14 protein-coding genes are annotated in these 14488 nt (G+C 71.3%); 4 read left to right on the forward strand and 10 right to left on the reverse strand.

Features of this window, described 5'->3' with window-relative positions:
* Positions 1-39: 39 nt before the first annotated feature.
* From alr to glmS, 5 genes are all read right to left on the reverse strand, one after another.
* A complete protein-coding gene (gene alr / locus P8A20_RS14160) occupies positions 40-1194 on the reverse strand; it encodes an alanine racemase (RefSeq protein ID WP_147959088.1) in 1155 nt (384 codons plus the stop codon).
* 61 nt (positions 1195-1255) lie between these two features.
* Entirely contained in the window at positions 1256-1642 is a 387-nt protein-coding gene (locus tag P8A20_RS14165) for a DUF488 domain-containing protein (RefSeq protein ID WP_147959087.1), read from the reverse strand.
* A gap of 62 nt (positions 1643-1704) precedes the next feature.
* On the reverse strand, positions 1705-3156 hold the full coding sequence (locus P8A20_RS14170) for an NAD(P)H-hydrate dehydratase (RefSeq protein ID WP_306103615.1): 1452 nt from the start codon (positions 3154-3156) through the stop codon (positions 1705-1707).
* A gap of 4 nt (positions 3157-3160) precedes the next feature.
* The gene (locus P8A20_RS14175; RefSeq protein WP_014154565.1) at positions 3161-3529 is read right to left on the reverse strand and encodes a holo-ACP synthase; all 369 of its coding nucleotides are present in this window, start codon (positions 3527-3529) and stop codon (positions 3161-3163) included.
* A 12-nt stretch (positions 3530-3541) separates the two neighbouring features.
* Positions 3542-5389, reverse strand: coding sequence for a glutamine--fructose-6-phosphate transaminase (isomerizing) (gene glmS, locus P8A20_RS14180; protein ID WP_306103616.1), 1848 nt, complete (start codon positions 5387-5389; stop codon positions 3542-3544).
* A gap of 318 nt (positions 5390-5707) precedes the next feature.
* Here glmS and P8A20_RS14185 point away from each other — a divergent pair, with 318 nt between their 5' ends.
* Complete coding sequence (locus P8A20_RS14185; protein WP_147959084.1) at positions 5708-6163, forward strand: HIT family protein; 456 nt, start codon at positions 5708-5710, stop codon at positions 6161-6163.
* A 341-nt stretch (positions 6164-6504) separates the two neighbouring features.
* Here P8A20_RS14185 and P8A20_RS14190 read toward each other — a convergent pair whose 3' ends face one another.
* On the reverse strand, positions 6505-6732 hold the full coding sequence (locus tag P8A20_RS14190; protein ID WP_147959083.1) for a ricin-type beta-trefoil lectin domain protein: 228 nt from the start codon (positions 6730-6732) through the stop codon (positions 6505-6507).
* A gap of 394 nt (positions 6733-7126) precedes the next feature.
* Between P8A20_RS14190 and coaA the strand changes: the two genes are divergently transcribed.
* Together coaA and P8A20_RS14200 are read left to right on the forward strand one after the other, a co-directional pair.
* Positions 7127-8119, forward strand: coding sequence for a type I pantothenate kinase (gene coaA, locus P8A20_RS14195; protein WP_014154568.1), 993 nt, complete (start codon positions 7127-7129; stop codon positions 8117-8119).
* An 18-nt stretch (positions 8120-8137) separates the two neighbouring features.
* Complete coding sequence (locus P8A20_RS14200; RefSeq protein ID WP_147959082.1) at positions 8138-9124, forward strand: DUF389 domain-containing protein; 987 nt, start codon at positions 8138-8140, stop codon at positions 9122-9124.
* Here the strand turns inward: P8A20_RS14200 and glmM are convergent.
* The 4 genes from glmM to P8A20_RS14220 form a co-directional block, all read right to left on the reverse strand.
* Entirely contained in the window at positions 9105-10463 is a 1359-nt protein-coding gene (glmM, locus tag P8A20_RS14205) for a phosphoglucosamine mutase (protein WP_147959081.1), read from the reverse strand. The genes P8A20_RS14200 and glmM overlap by 20 nt on opposite strands.
* Before the next feature lie 221 nt (positions 10464-10684).
* A complete protein-coding gene (gene rpsI / locus P8A20_RS14210; protein WP_031096420.1) occupies positions 10685-11212 on the reverse strand; it encodes a 30S ribosomal protein S9 in 528 nt (175 codons plus the stop codon).
* 47 nt (positions 11213-11259) lie between these two features.
* A complete protein-coding gene (gene rplM, locus P8A20_RS14215) occupies positions 11260-11703 on the reverse strand; it encodes a 50S ribosomal protein L13 (protein WP_073744271.1) in 444 nt (147 codons plus the stop codon).
* A gap of 228 nt (positions 11704-11931) precedes the next feature.
* The gene (locus tag P8A20_RS14220; protein ID WP_147959080.1) at positions 11932-13551 is read right to left on the reverse strand and encodes an ATP-binding cassette domain-containing protein; all 1620 of its coding nucleotides are present in this window, start codon (positions 13549-13551) and stop codon (positions 11932-11934) included.
* A gap of 67 nt (positions 13552-13618) precedes the next feature.
* On the opposite strand from P8A20_RS14220, the gene P8A20_RS14225 reads away from it, so the two are divergent.
* On the forward strand, positions 13619-14470 hold the full coding sequence (locus P8A20_RS14225) for a hypothetical protein (RefSeq protein WP_306103617.1): 852 nt from the start codon (positions 13619-13621) through the stop codon (positions 14468-14470).
* Positions 14471-14488: the final 18 nt, after the last annotated feature.

Consider the following 14488-nt stretch of genomic DNA (forward strand, 5'->3'; position numbering starts at 1 on the left):
TTGTCGTCGCCGGACCGTGATCCGCTCCGGCCGGGGTGTTCAGTCCCTGCCGGAGTCCTCGTGGAGATGGACGCGCGGGACGCGCGCACCGATGCGTGTGACGATCTCGTACGCGATGGTGTCCGCCGCCTGCGCCCAGTCCTCCGCGCTCGGCTCGCCCCGGTCCCCCGGCCCGAACAGCACCGCTTCCGCGCCCGCCTCCAGGGCTTCTCCCCCGAGGTCCACCACGAACTGGTCCATCGCGACCCGGCCCGCGATCCTGCGGACGGCGCCTCCGACCAGGACCGGGCCCCGGCCCGAGGCATGGCGCGGGATGCCGTCCGCGTAGCCGACCGGCACCAGGGCCAGCGTCGTCTCGGCAGCGGTCGTGTAGTGGTGCCCGTAGCTGATGCCGTGGCCCGGGGGAACCTGCTTGACCAGGGCGACGGAGGCGGCCAGCGTCATGACCGGCCGCAGCCCGAAGTCCGCGGACGTTCCCAGCTCGGGGCTGGGCGAGATGCCGTACATCGCGATGCCGGTGCGCACGAGGTCGAAGTGCGACTCGGGCACCGTGAGCGTCGCCGGGGAGTTGGCGATGTGCCGCACCTCGGGCCGGACGCCCTCCTTCTCCGCGTACGCCACCATGTCGCGGAAGACGTTCAGCTGGGCGGCGATCGACGGGTGACCGGGCTCGTCCGCGCAGGCGAAGTGCGACCAGAGGCCGGTGACGCGCAGGACGCCCGCCTCCTCGGCGGCACGGGCGGCCGACACGAGCGCGGGCCAGTCGGCGGGCTGGCAGCCGTTGCGCCCCAGACCCGTGTCCGCCTTGAGCTGGACCCGCGCCGGAATCCCTGCCTCCGTGGCGGCGGCGACAACCTCGTCGAGCGCCCACATCCCGCTCACCGAGACATCGATGTCGGCCTCGACCGCCTCGCGCCAGGGGCCGCCCGGCGTCCACAGCCAGCACATCACCCGGCCCCGGATGCCTGCCGCACGCAGCGCCAGCGCCTCCTGCGGGGTGGCCGTGCCCAGCCAGGCCGCACCGGCCTCCTGCGCCGCCCTGGCGCAGGGCACCGCTCCGTGCCCGTAGGCGTCGGACTTCACCACGGCCATGAGCTGTGCCCCGGACGCCCGCGCGCGCAGGGCGCGCACATTGGCGCGCAGCGCGGCGAGGTCGATCTCGGCACGGGCTCTCAGGGTCGCTGTCTCGTTCATCGCGCCCAGTGTCTCAGAGCCGTACGCCTGTGCCCTCGACCTCCTGTGCCCGGTGAGGCGGTCACCGGTGGTCGAGGGCATGTTCCAGATGGTCGACGAGGACCGGTACGTGGCTGGCCGGGACGTCCTTCACGGACGTGACGAGGGTGACGGGGCCGCCCCGGCGCAGGAGTGCGAGCAGGGCCTGGACGGCCTCGGTGTGGGCGGGGTCGCCGAGCTCGGTGCGGTAGCGGTCCACGAAGTCGTCGTACCTTCCGCCCGAGCGGTCCTCGTGGTACCAGGTGCGGAGTTCCTTCGACGGCGTCACGTCCTTGGCCCACATGTCGACCGCCGCGTGCTCCTTGGAGATCCCGCGCGGCCAGAGCCTGTCCACCAGCACACGGGTGCCGTCGTCCTCCTCCGGCGGGTCGTACACCCTGCGTACGCGAATGCCGCTGCCGCTGCCCATGACCGATCACCGCCCGTTCCCGTCGCTCCGGCCTCGCTCCGGCCTCCGCTCTCCAGCGTGGATCAGGCGAGGACGTCCCGCCACGCCGCGGGTACGGCGTCGGCCACATCCTGCGCGGCGACCGGCGCCCCGTCCGCCGCCCGGCGTGCCGCGAGTCCGTGCAGGTAGGCGCCCACGGAGGCGGCGTCGCGCGGTGCGAGGCCCGCGGCGAGCAGCGAGCCCGTCAGCCCGGACAGCACATCGCCGCTGCCCGCGGTGGCCAGCCAGGACGTCCCCGTCGGGTTGACCCGCACGGGTGCGTCCCCGGGGCCCGCCACGAGCGTCGTCGAACCCTTCAGGAGCACCGTGGCCCGGTAGCGGGCGGCCAGCTCCCGTACGGCGGCGAGCCGTCCCGCCTCGACCTCCTCGCGCCCCACGCCGAGCAGCGCGGCGGCCTCACCGGCGTGCGGGGTGAGGACGGTGGCGGCGGTCCTCCCGCGCACGGCCCCGGCGTCCATCAGCCGCAGCCCGTCCGCGTCGACCAGCACCGGGACGTCCGCGGCCAGCACGTCCGCCACGGCCTCCGCCGACGCCGAGGAGTCGCCGAGTCCCGGGCCGGCGACCCAGGCCTGGACCCGTCCGGCCTTCGACGGCCGGCCGGGGTGCACCAGCGTCTCCGGGAAGCGGGCGATCACCGCGTCGGCCCCGGGGCCCGCGTAGCGCACGGCGCCCGCGCCGCCGCGGAGCGCGCCCGCGACCGCGAGCACGGCCGCTCCGGGGTAGCGCTCGGAGCCGGCGGCCACCCCGACGACCCCGCGCCGGTACTTGTCGCTCTCGGCGTCGGGCACGGGCAGCAGGGCGGCCACATCGGCGTACTGGAGGGCCTCCAGGTCCGGCCGGGCGGGGAGCTCCCCCGCGAGGCCGATGTCGACGAGCCGGAGCGCGCCCGCGTGTCCGGCGGCCGGGTCGACGAGCAGCCCCGGCTTGTACGTGCCGAAGGTGACCGTCGCGTCGGCCCGTACGGCCTCGCCGAGCACCTGGCCGGTGTCCGCCTCCACGCCGCTCGGCAGGTCCACGGCGAGCACGGGCGCGTGGCCTGCGGTGACCGCGCGCACCAGCTCCGCCGCCTCGGGCCGCAGTCCGCCGCGGCCCCCGATCCCGGTGATGCCGTCGACGACGAGGTCGACGGGGCCGAAGGCGCCGAGCGCCGGGCCGCCGAGTACCTGTCCGCCCGCGGCCAGGAGAGCGGCCAGCGCCGGCCGGTGGACCTTGTCCGGCGAGGTGAGCAGGGCGCGGACTCCGGCCCCGCGCCGGGCCAGCCGGGCTCCCGCGTACAGGGTGTCCCCGCCGTTGTCACCGCTGCCCACCAGGAGCAGCACCCGGGAGCCGTAGACCCGCCCGTTGCGCCGGAGCAGGTCACCGCAGGCCACCGCGAGGCCGGCGGCGGCGCGCTGCATCAGCGCCCCCTCGGGCAGCCGTTCCATGAGCGCCTTCTCGGCGGCCCGTACGGTCTCGACGCTGTAGGCATGTCGCATGTGTTCAACCCTCCGCGATCACCACGGCCGACGCCACCCCCGCGTCGTGGCTGAGCGAGACGTGCCAGCTGCGCACGCCGAGCTCGGCCGCCCGTGCCGCGACGGTGCCGCGCACCTCCAGCCGGGGCCGGCCGCTCTCCTCGACGCAGACCTCGGCGTCGGTCCAGAGCAGTCCGCCCGGCGCGCCGAGCGCCTTGGCCAGTGCCTCCTTGGCTGCGAACCTGGCCGCCAGCGACGCGGTTCCCCGTCGCTCCCCGCCCGGCAGCAGCAACTCGCGCTCCAGGAAGAGCCGATCGGCCAGCTGGGGCGTGCGCTCCAGCGCGGCGCCGAAGCGTTCGATCTCCGCCACATCGATCCCGACCCCAATGATCACGCGCTCACTCACTCACTCGACTGTCACGGACTTCGCCAGGTTGCGCGGCTGGTCCACCTCGTTGCCCCGCGCGGTCGCCAGCTCGCAGGCGAAGACCTGCAACGGCACCGTGGCGACCAGCGGCTGAAGCAGCGTAGGCGTAGCCGGGATCCTGATGAGGTGGTCGGCGTACGGGACGACCTCCTCGTCGCCCTCCTCCGCGATGACCACGGTACGGGCGCCCCGGGCCCTGATCTCCTGGATGTTCGACACGATCTTGTCGTGCAGCACGGAGCGGCCCCGCGGCGACGGCACGATCACGACGACCGGCAGGCCCTCCTCGATCAGCGCGATGGGTCCGTGCTTGAGCTCCCCGGCGGCGAACCCCTCGGCGTGCATGTAGGCGAGCTCCTTGAGCTTCAACGCCCCCTCCATGGCCACCGGGTAGCCCACGTGCCGGCCCACGAAGAGCACGGTGTCGTGGGTGGCCAGCGAGCGGGCCAGCTCGCGTACCGGCTCCATTGTCCCGAGGACGCGTTCGACCGCGCCGGACATCTCGGAGAGCTGGCGCACGACGGTGCGGATCTCGTCGCCCCACTTGGTGCCGCGCACCTGCCCCAGGTAGAGCGCGACGAGGTAGCAGGCGACGAGCTGTGTCAGGAACGCCTTGGTGGAGGCCACGGCGACCTCGGGCCCGGCGTGCGTGTAGAGGACGGCGTCCGACTCCCTGGGGATCGTCGAGCCGTTGGTGTTGCAGATGGCGAGGACCTTGGCCCCCTGCTCACGCGCGTGCCGGACGGCCATCAGGGTGTCCATCGTCTCGCCCGACTGCGAGATGGCGACGACGAGGGTGCGCTGGTCCAGGATCGGGTCGCGGTAGCGGAACTCGCTGGCGAGCTCGGTCTCGCAGGGCAGCCTGGTCCAGTGCTCGATGGCGTACTTGGCGATCATCCCGGCGTGGAAGGCGGTCCCGCAGGCGATGACGACGACCTTGTCGACCTCGCGGAGCGCGGTCTGCGCGATGCGCACCTCGTCGAGGTGGAGCGTGCCCGAGCCGTCGATCCGTCCGAGCAGCGTGTCGGCGACCGCCTTGGGCTGGTCGGCGATCTCCTTGAGCATGAAGGAGGCGTAGCCGCCCTTCTCCGCGGCCGACGCGTCCCAGTCCACGTGGTATTCGCGCACATCGGCGGGCCGGCCGTCGAAACCGGTGACCGTCACCCCCTCCCGGCGCAGCTCGACGACCTGGTCCTGGCCCAGCTCGACCGCCGACCGGGTGTGCGCGATGAAGGCGGACACGTCGGAGGCCAGGAACATCTCCCCCTCGCCCACGCCCACGACGAGCGGCGAGTTCCGCCGGGCCCCGACCACGGTGTCGGGCTCGTCCGCGTGCACGGCGACCAGGGTGAACGCGCCCTCCAGCCTCCGGCACACCTGACGCATGCCGTCGGCCAGGTCGCCGCCCGACGAGTACGCCTCGGCGAGCAGATGGGCCACCACCTCGGTGTCGGTCTCGGAGGTGAGGTCGTGCCCCCGCCCGGCCAACTCCTCGCGGAGCGAGGCGAAGTTCTCGATGATCCCGTTGTGCACGACGGCGACCCGGCCGGCGTTGTCGAGATGCGGATGGGCGTTGCTGTCGGTGGGCCCGCCATGGGTGGCCCAACGGGTGTGCCCGATCCCGGCGTTCCCGGCCGGCAGCGGCCGGTCCTTGAGCTCCTTCTCCAGATTGAGGAGCTTGCCCGCCTTCTTCGCCGCGGCCAGCCCTCCGTCCGCGAGGACGGCGACCCCGGCGGAGTCGTACCCCCGGTACTCCAGCCGCTTGAGCCCCGCGACAACGACATCCTGCGCCGACTGCGCCCCGACGTAACCCACGATTCCGCACATATCGCCACCATAAGGCCGCTGTCACCGGCCGGGGCGGCGCCGGAGCGCCTGCCGCTGAGCCATACGAGTCCCTCTCCGTGTCCGCGTACGGACACCGGCCGGCGACCACCGGCCGACGGTGGACTCTTCCGGCGGCTGCGGATGACAACGGGTGCCACACCGACCGACCGGGCCGAGGTCCGGTACGGCCCCGACTCCCGGACCCCGTACGGCAAGGCCACGGCAGGGGACACTCCCCGAGGCGGACGAGGCGGTTCTCCGAGCCGTGTCGGCGGAGACCGGTGCGCTCCCGGCCGGGCGCTTCTACGCTCTCGGTCCATGACGACTTCCGATTGCTACACCTGCGGCATGGAAGCGGAGTTCGACTCGCTGCCGCCACGCGAGCGCATCGCGTTCGACCGGCACTGGCGGGTGGCCCACGCGACCGGGACCTCACTGCCCGGCTGGCTGGTGCTGCTGCCCCGACGCCACGTCACGGCCGTGCACGACCTCACCGACGCCGAGGCGGCCGTACTGGGGACCTGGCAGGTCCGGATCTCCAGGGCGCTGCGCGCGGTCACGGGCTGCGACAAGACCTACGTCGTCCAGTTCGCCGAGGCCGAGGGCTTCTCCCACGTGCACTTCCACATCGTGCCGCGCGACGGCGATCTGGCACCGGAGTACCGCGGGCCGGGCGTCTTCGGGCTGCTGCGGGCGCCGGAGGGGCAGCAGGTGACAGCAGGGCGGGCGGACGGCATCGCCCGTGCGCTCCGGGCGGAGCTCGACGGCCCGTAGGGCCGCGCCGCGCGGGGCGGGTCCATGGCCGGCCCCGCCGCCCCGCCACGCGCGCGCGATCTTCACCACAGCGGCACCGCCCGTGGTCCGGGTCTGCCGATCCGTGGGCGCACGCGCACTCATGGCGGGAAATCAGGCGGTGGTCGTTCAGCGGACCCGAATTCCGTCATGAGCAATACCCCCGCCAGGATCGCGGAATTGCACGGATTTATCGTTCCGCGCAATGAGCACGGGTCATCCCGGCCGCAAGCGGAATGCACGGCGAAGGGCCGGACCCGGCGAGGGTCCGGCCCTTCATGCCCCAGTGGTGCGATCCGGCCCTTCGGCGGGGCCCTGGGGCTTTAGTGGACGGGCGTGAGATACCACTGCTGGGCGTCGTTCATGTTGTCGCAGTGATAGCCCTTGATCTTGCCCGCGTCCTCCATGGCCTTGCCCCACAGGACGCACTGCTCGAAGCTGGCGACCTTGACCGGTGCGCCGTCGGCCGCCTGGGCGGTCCCGACGGTCCCCCCGGCGACGGCCGCGATTCCGGCCATCACGACAGCTGCCTTCGCGAGCTTCCTACGCATGCACTTCTCCTCTGTACGGTCCACCGCCCGCTTTGGGGAGCGTGCGGCTTCGTATGTCCACGGCTCCGGAAGTGGGGGACCGGAAACGGCGGGCCCTGTCGCTCGCCGCCCAGCACTGTTCCCTTACCGGGTACCGGCCGGGGCACTGCATTCATCGGCCACGCGTCCGTGTCCGATGTATTTCCTCGGCTCCACTGCAGGACATCACAGCGGCTATTCATGATCAATGAATGGCTGATCCCTGTTACATGCCTCTTACAAAGATCCACTGCCCCGGAAAGTGCCGCCGTCGTGGGTCCACCACCCCGCCGCGGGGCCGCTCCGTCCCGCACCGCGTCCCCCACGTGACCGACCCCACCCCCCACTCCGTTCGAACTCCCGCAACAATGAGTACGTGATCACCTCGTCCGCACGGAGCCCCCGCCGCACCGAGCACGCGCCGACGCCCTACGTCGACCTGACCCGGGCGGAGTGGAGCGCCCTGCGTGACAAGACGCCGCTGCCGCTCACCGCCGAGGAGGTCGAGAAGCTGAGAGGGCTCGGCGACGTCATCGACCTCGACGAGGTCCGGGACGTCTATCTGCCGCTCTCACGGCTGCTCAACCTCTACGTCCAGAAGACCTCCGGCCTGCGCGGCGCCCTGAACACCTTCCTGGGCGACGCGGGCAACGGGCACGGCGAGCAGCGTGGCACCCCCTTCGTCATAGGGGTCGCCGGCAGTGTCGCCGTCGGCAAGTCCACCACCGCCCGCATCCTCCAGGCCCTGCTGGCGCGCTGGCCGGAGCATCCCCGGGTGGAGCTGGTGACGACCGACGGGTTCCTGCTGCCGATGAAGGAGCTCGAAGCACGAGGGCTGATGTCGCGGAAGGGGTTCCCCGAGTCCTACGACCGGCGGGCGCTGACCCGGTTCGTCGCCGACATCAAGGCCGGCAAGGACGAGGTGACGGCTCCCGTCTACTCGCACCTGATCTACGACATCGTGCCGGGCGAGCGGCTGACCGTGCGCCGCCCCGACATCCTGATCGTCGAGGGCCTGAACGTGCTGCAGCCCGCGCTGCCCGGCAAGGACGGCCGGACCAGGGTCGGGCTCGCGGACTACTTCGACTTCAGCGTGTACGTCGACGCGCGCGCCGAGGACATCGAGACCTGGTACCTCCACCGCTTCCGCAGGCTGCGTGAGACGGCGTTCCAGAACCCCTTCTCGTACTTCCGCAAGTACACCCAGGTCTCCGAGGAGGAGGCGCTGGACTACGCGCGGACCATGTGGCGGACCATCAACAAGCCCAATCTCCTGGAGAACGTGGCGCCGACGCGTGGCCGTGCCACTCTGGTGCTGCGCAAGGGGCCGGACCACAAGGTCCAGCGCCTGTCACTGCGCAAGCTCTGACTCCGGAAAGGGTGCACCGTGCTGCATCTGCGCCTCATCGTGCCCGCCGACACCACCGACGAGGTGGTGGCGTTGGTCGAGCGGACCGTGGGCACCGCCCATGTCGTGGTGCTCACGGGCGCCGCGCGGAACCCGGCGGGCGATGTGGTCATGTGCGACGTGGCGCGCGAGGCGGGCGACGAACTGATCGGCGCGCTGCGGGAGATGGGCGTCGACAGCACCGGCTCGATCACCGTCGAGAACCTGGACCTCACGCTCTCCAGGCACGCCGACGAGGCCGAACGGGAGGCGCCGGGCGAGGGCGCGGACGCGGTGCTCTGGGAAGAGCTGAGCGAGGTGACCCACGAGGAGTCGACGTTCAGCGTCACCTATGTGGCCTTCCTCGCCCTCGCGACGATGCTCGCCGCGTGCGGGGTGATGCTGGACAACGCGGTCCTGATCGTGGGCGCCATGGCGGTGGGCCCGGAGTTCGGCCCGCTGGCCGGCATCTCGACAGCACTGGTGCAGCGGGCGCCCCGGCTGGTGGCGCGGTCCCTGTGGGCGCTCATCGGCGGCTTCGTGGTGGCGATGGCGCTCACGGCGGGCTTCGCCTGGCTGATGGACGCGCTCGGCCTGTTCACCGAGGACATGGTCACGGCGGAACGGCCCAACACCGGCTTCATCTGGCACCCGGACTGGATGTCGTTCGTGGTCGCCCTCCTGGCGGGCATCGCGGGGACGCTCTCGCTGACCTCGGCGAAGTCGGGGGCGCTGATCGGTGTGGCGATCTCGGTGACCACGGTGCCGGCGGCCGCCAACGCCGCGGTCGCGTTCAGCTATCAGGACCTCCAGCAGACCTGGGGGTCGTCCGTCCAGCTGATGGCCAACCTCGCCGGCATCGTCCTCGCGGGGACGCTGACGCTGCTGGTGCAGCGGGCGCTGTGGGCCTGGCAACGCCGGAGGGACCCGGCCGTGCGGCCGGGCCCCTCCGGGATTCGAGGCTCCGTCAGCCGAGAGCGGACTTGACCACGTCGGCCAGCTGCCCGGCCACGGCGCGCGCCTGCTCCAGGTCCGCGGCCTCGACCATGACCCGCACGAGCGGCTCGGTGCCCGACTTGCGCAGGAGTACGCGCCCGGTGTCGCCCAGTTCGTGCTCGGCCCGGGCCACCGCGGTGGCCACCTCGGGCGAGGTCTCCACGCGCGACTTGTCGACGTCCGGCACGTTGACCAGGACCTGCGGGAGGCGCTGCATGACGCCGGCCAGGTCGGCGAGCGTGCGTCCGGTGGCGGCGACCCTGGCCGCGAGCATCAGTCCGGTCAGCGTGCCGTCACCCGTGGTGGCGTGGTCCAGGACGATGACGTGGCCGGACTGCTCGCCGCCCAGCGCGAAGCCCTCGGCCTTCATCGACTCCAGGACGTAGCGGTCACCGACGGCGGTCTGGACGAGCTGGATGCCCTCCCGCTCCATCGCCGTCTTGAAGCCGAGGTTCGACATGACCGTGCCGACGACGGTGTCCTTGCGCAGGTGGCCCGCCTCGCGCATGGCGACGGCGAGCACGGCCAGGATCTGGTCGCCGTCGATCTCCTCGCCGTTCGCGTCCACGGCCAGGCAGCGGTCCGCGTCACCGTCGTGCGCGATGCCCAGGTCGGCGCGGTGCTCGACGACGGCAGCACGCAGCAGCTCCAGGTGGGTGGAGCCGCAGCCGTCGTTGATGTTCAGGCCGTCCGGTTCCGCACCGATGGTGACGACCTCGGCCCCGGCCCGGGCGAACGCCTCGGGCGAGACACGGGCGGCGGCGCCGTGCGCCTCGTCGAGAACGACCTTCAGCCCGTCGAGCCGGTTGGGGAGGACGGCGATGAGGTGGGCGACGTAGCGGTCGAAGCCCTCGGTGTAGTCGGTGACGCGTCCCACTCCGGCGCCGGTCGGGCGCTCCCAGGGCTCACCGGTGCGGTGCTGCTCGTAGACCGACTCGATGCGGTCCTCCAGCTCGTCGGCGAGTTTGTGCCCACCGCGGGCGAAGAACTTGATGCCGTTGTCCGGCATGGCGTTGTGACTGGCGGAGAGCATGACACCGATGTCGGCGCCGAGCGAGCCGGTGAGGTACGCGACGGCCGGGGTGGGCAGCACCCCGACGCGCAGCACGTCCACGCCGGCGCTTGCCAGCCCCGCCACGACGGCGGCCTCCAGGAACTCTCCGGACGCGCGCGGGTCGCGGCCCACCACGGCGGTCGGCCGGTGCCCCTCGAAGGTGCCCGCCTCGGCCAGTACGTGTGCCGCCGCGACCGAGAGACCGAGCGCGAGCTCGGCCGTCAGGTCCGCGTTGGCGACACCGCGTACGCCGTCCGTACCGAAGAGTCGTCCCACTGGTGTCCTCCGAGGTGCTCCGAAACCGCAAAACCAAAGTAAACAAAACAGGGCATAGAGAGGCAAGGCACCGCAAAGAAGGGCGCGCCTGAGGTCGCCAGCCCGATAAACATGCAAACGTCTTTAGCCGTTATACGCCCGTGGCCGCTGATAAACGAACGCCCCAGCGGCACGGTGTGTGCCGCCGGGGCGAACGTGTGAAGCGGACGAGCAGGCGATATTTAGCGCTTGCTGTACTGCGGGGCCTTACGGGCCTTCTTGAGACCGGCCTTCTTGCGCTCGACCGCACGGTCGTCGCGGGAGAGGAAGCCGGCCTTCTTCAGCGTGGCGCGGTTGTTGTCCACGTCGGCCTCGTTCAGCGCGCGGGCCACGCCGAGGCGCAGGGCACCGGCCTGACCGGAGACGCCGCCACCCGAGATGCGGGCGATGACGTCGTAGCGGCCGTCGAGCTCGAGCACCTTGAAGGGCTCGTTGACTTCCTGCTGGTGCACCTTGTTGGGGAAGTAGTCCTCAAGGGTGCGACCGTTGATCTTCCACTTGCCGGTGCCCGGAACGATCCGGACGCGGGCGATGGCGTTCTTGCGACGGCCAAGGCCGGCGGCGGGCTGCGGGTCACCGAAGCGGCCCGCGAGCGACTCGGAGGTGTACTCACCCTCGACGGGGACCTCCGACTCGAAGGTGGTCACCTCGGCGAAGGTCTCTTCGCCCTCGGTGCCCTCGACGGGCGTCTCTGCAGTGGTCTCGGCCACGATTCTCCTCAGATCTTTCTTTACGTCTTAGGGGGTGGAGGCCGGAACTACTGCGCGACCTGGGTGATCTCGAACGGGACCGGCTGCTGCGCAGCGTGCGGGTGCTGGTCGCCCGCGTAGACCTTGAGCTTCGAGATCATCTGACGACCCAGGGTGTTCTTGGGGATCATGCCCTTGATGGCCTTCTCGATGGCCTTCTCGGGGTTCTTCGCGAGGAGCTCGTCGTAGCGCACCGAACGGAGACCGCCCGGGAAGCCCGAGTGGCGGTACGCCATCTTCTGGGTCTTCTTGTTGCCGGAGAGGTGAACCTTCTCGGCGTTGATGATGATGACGAAGTCGCCCATGTCCATGTGGGGGGCGTAGATCGCCTTGTGCTTGCCTCGGAGGAGGTTCGCGGCCGTGGTGGCCAGACGGCCGAGGACGATGTCCTCAGCGTCGATGATGTGCCACTGGCGAGTGACATCGCCGGGCTTGGGGCTGTACGTACGCACTTCGTAGCCTTCGCTTCTTCAGTGGATGAGGTCCAGACACATGGCACCCCTGAAGCGATCATGCAGCTGGGGCTCACAATGCCGGGGACACTGCCCGTATGCGAGCCACTGGTAACTGCTCCAGAGAACCTACGCAGGGGTTCTTCGCGTGTGAACGACGAAGCCCATTACGTATGACAACCCCTGACAGTACCCGCCCCGCCCGGGACGGGTCAAAACGCGCCGGGCCTACCGCTCCCGCTGGACCCTGCGCTCGTCCCAGACCGGCTCCGTGGTCTCCCGGACCACCCCGTCGGAGCCGAAGACCAGGTAACGGTCGAAGGACTTCGCGAACCAGCGGTCGTGGGTGACGGCCATGACAGTCCCGTCGTACACCTCCAGCCCGTCCTGGAGGGCCTCGGCCGACTCCAGGTCCAGGTTGTCCGTCGGCTCGTCCAGCAGCAGCGCCGTCGTGCCGGCCAGCTCCAGGAGCAGGATCTGGAAGCGCGCCTGCTGCCCGCCGGACAGCCTCTCGAAGGCCTGGTCCCCCTGGCGCTCCAGTTCGTAGCGCCGCAGCACCGACATCGCGCCGCCGCGGTCCTTGGCGTGCTCCGTCCAGAGGATCTCGACGAGCGTCTTGCCGAGCAGCTCCGGGTGAGCGTGGGTCTGGGCGAAGTGACCGGCCACGACCCGCGCCCCGAGCTTCCACTCACCGGTGTGCTCGACCGGCTCGCCCGCCAGCAGCCGCAGGAAGTGCGACTTGCCCGACCCGTTGGAGCCGAGCACGGCGACCCGCTCCCCGTAGTAGATCTCCAGGTCGAACGGCTTCATCAGCCCGGTCAGCTCCAGGCCGGTGCACGTCACCGCCCGCACCCCGGTCCGCCCGCCGCGCAGCCGCATCCTGATGTCCTGCTCGCGGGGCGGCTCCGGCGGCGGGCCGGCCTCCTCGAACTTCTTGAAGCGGGTCTGCATCGCGTGGTATCGGTTCGCCATGTCGGGGCTGTTCGCCGCCTGCTGCCGCATCCGCAGGACGAGAGCCTTCAGCCGGGCGTGCTCCTCCTCCCAGCGCCGCAGGAGTTCCTCGAAGCGCGCGAAGCGTTCCTTGCGGGCCTGGTGGTACGTGCCGAATCCGCCACCGTGCACCCAGACGTCCGAGCCCGCCGGGCTGGGCTCCACGCTCACGATCTTCTCCGCGGCCCGCGAGAGCAGTTCCCGGTCGTGGGAGACGAAGAGGACCGTCTTACGGGTCTCCTTGAGCTTCTCCTCCAGCCACCGCTTGCCGGGGACGTCCAGATAGTTGTCCGGCTCGTCCAGGAGCAGCACCTCGTCGGGCCCGCGGAGCAGCGCCTCCAGCACCAGTCTCTTCTGCTCACCCCCGCTGAGCGTGCGTACCTCGCGCCACTGCGCCTTCTCGTACGGCACGCCGAGCGCGGCCATGGTGCAGATGTCCCACAGCGTCTCGGCCTCGTAACCGCGCGCCTCCGCCCAGTCGCTCAGCGCCTGCGCGTACGCCATCTGCGCGGCCTCGTCGTCCACGGTGAGAATGCGCTCCTCGGCCGCGTCGACGGCCTCGGCCGCCTCTCTGATCCGGGGCTGGGCCACGGACACCAGCAGGTCACGGACGGTCCGCCCGTCCCGCACCGAACCCACGAACTGGGCCATCACGCCCAGCCCGCCGCTCACCGAGACCGAGCCGCCGTGCGGCTGGATCTCCCCGGCGAGGAGCTTCAGAAGTGTCGTCTTGCCCGCACCGTTCGCCCCGACGAGGGCGACGACCGCCCCGTCGGCCACCCGGAACGAAGCGTCGCCGAGCAGCACCCGTCCGTCCGGTAGGTAGTACTCCAGGTGGCCCGCTTCGAGATGTCCCATGCACAGCATTGTCACGGCAGCCGAACCGTTGGCCCAACCGGATTACGGTCGGTCTAGGATTCGCCGCATGAGCTTTGGGCAAGGGGGGCCCTCCTGGGGGCCGGGAGACAGCCGTACTCCGGACTGGGCGGCACTGGCGGACGCCTCCGCGGCACGCGGCAGGCGAAGGAAGTGGCTGATGATCGGCGGCGGCGCGCTCGCCACCGCCGCGGTGGGCGCGATCGTGGCCACCGCCGTGATCACCACCGACGGGGGCGGCGGCGCCCCGGGCCCGGAGAAGAACGCGAGCAAGCTGCCGGCTCCCGCCGACCTGCCCTCGGAGTCCGCGCCGGGCCCCTCCTTCTCCTCGGTCGCACCGCCGCCCCCGCCGGACCCGAAGGACTACATAGCCGACGAGAAGAAGGACAAGTCCCCGGTCACCGTGGACGCCTTCTTCCCCGGCAGGAAACTGACCATGGGCGACCGCGTCTACGCCAAGGGCGCGACCACGCGTACGACGGGCTGCGCGACGGTGACCCAGGGCGCCCTCGGCTCGATCCTCGACAACAACGGCTGCGACCAGGTGATCCGCGCCACGTACAGCAAGGACGGCATCGCGGTCACCGTCGGACTGGCCGTCTTCGGCACCGAGGCGGAGGCCAGGAAGGCCGCCCAGCAGGCATCCGGCGGCCTCGCCTCCCTCAGCGGCTCGGGAGTCCCCACCTTCTGCCGCGGCGGGTCCGTCTGCCGGCGCACCGCCAACTCCTACGGCCGCTACGCCTACTTCACCGTCGGCGGCTTCATCAGCGGGAAGAACGTGACCACGGCGCACAAGGACGTGTACGCGGTCGGTGACGACCTGACCGACTTCACCTTCCGCCAGATCCGGCACCGCGGTGAGGTCCAGGCCTCGGCGGCCGCCGGGGCCCCCGTCACCTGACCCTCCCCGCGTCTCCCC

It is taken from the genome of Streptomyces sp. Alt3, from assembly GCF_030719215.1.
GTDB classification, from domain to species: Bacteria; Actinomycetota; Actinomycetes; order Streptomycetales; family Streptomycetaceae; genus Streptomyces; species Streptomyces glycanivorans.

What these genes read in the sequence shown, in the direction of transcription:
- alr (WP_147959088.1), bottom strand. Translation starts at nt 1,194, where the DNA reads ATGAACGAGACAGCGACCCTGAGAGCCCGTGCCGAGATCGACCTCGCC.
- P8A20_RS14165 (WP_147959087.1), bottom strand. Translation starts at nt 1,642, where the DNA reads ATGGGCAGCGGCAGCGGCATTCGCGTACGCAGGGTGTACGACCCGCCG.
- P8A20_RS14170 (WP_306103615.1), bottom strand. Translation starts at nt 3,156, where the DNA reads ATGCGACATGCCTACAGCGTCGAGACCGTACGGGCCGCCGAGAAGGCG.
- glmS (WP_306103616.1), bottom strand. Translation starts at nt 5,389, where the DNA reads ATGTGCGGAATCGTGGGTTACGTCGGGGCGCAGTCGGCGCAGGATGTC.
- P8A20_RS14185 (WP_147959084.1), top strand. Translation starts at nt 5,708, where the DNA reads ATGACGACTTCCGATTGCTACACCTGCGGCATGGAAGCGGAGTTCGAC.
- P8A20_RS14190 (WP_147959083.1), bottom strand. Translation starts at nt 6,732, where the DNA reads ATGCGTAGGAAGCTCGCGAAGGCAGCTGTCGTGATGGCCGGAATCGCG.
- P8A20_RS14220 (WP_147959080.1), bottom strand. Translation starts at nt 13,551, where the DNA reads ATGGGACATCTCGAAGCGGGCCACCTGGAGTACTACCTACCGGACGGA.
- P8A20_RS14225 (WP_306103617.1), top strand. Translation starts at nt 13,619, where the DNA reads ATGAGCTTTGGGCAAGGGGGGCCCTCCTGGGGGCCGGGAGACAGCCGT.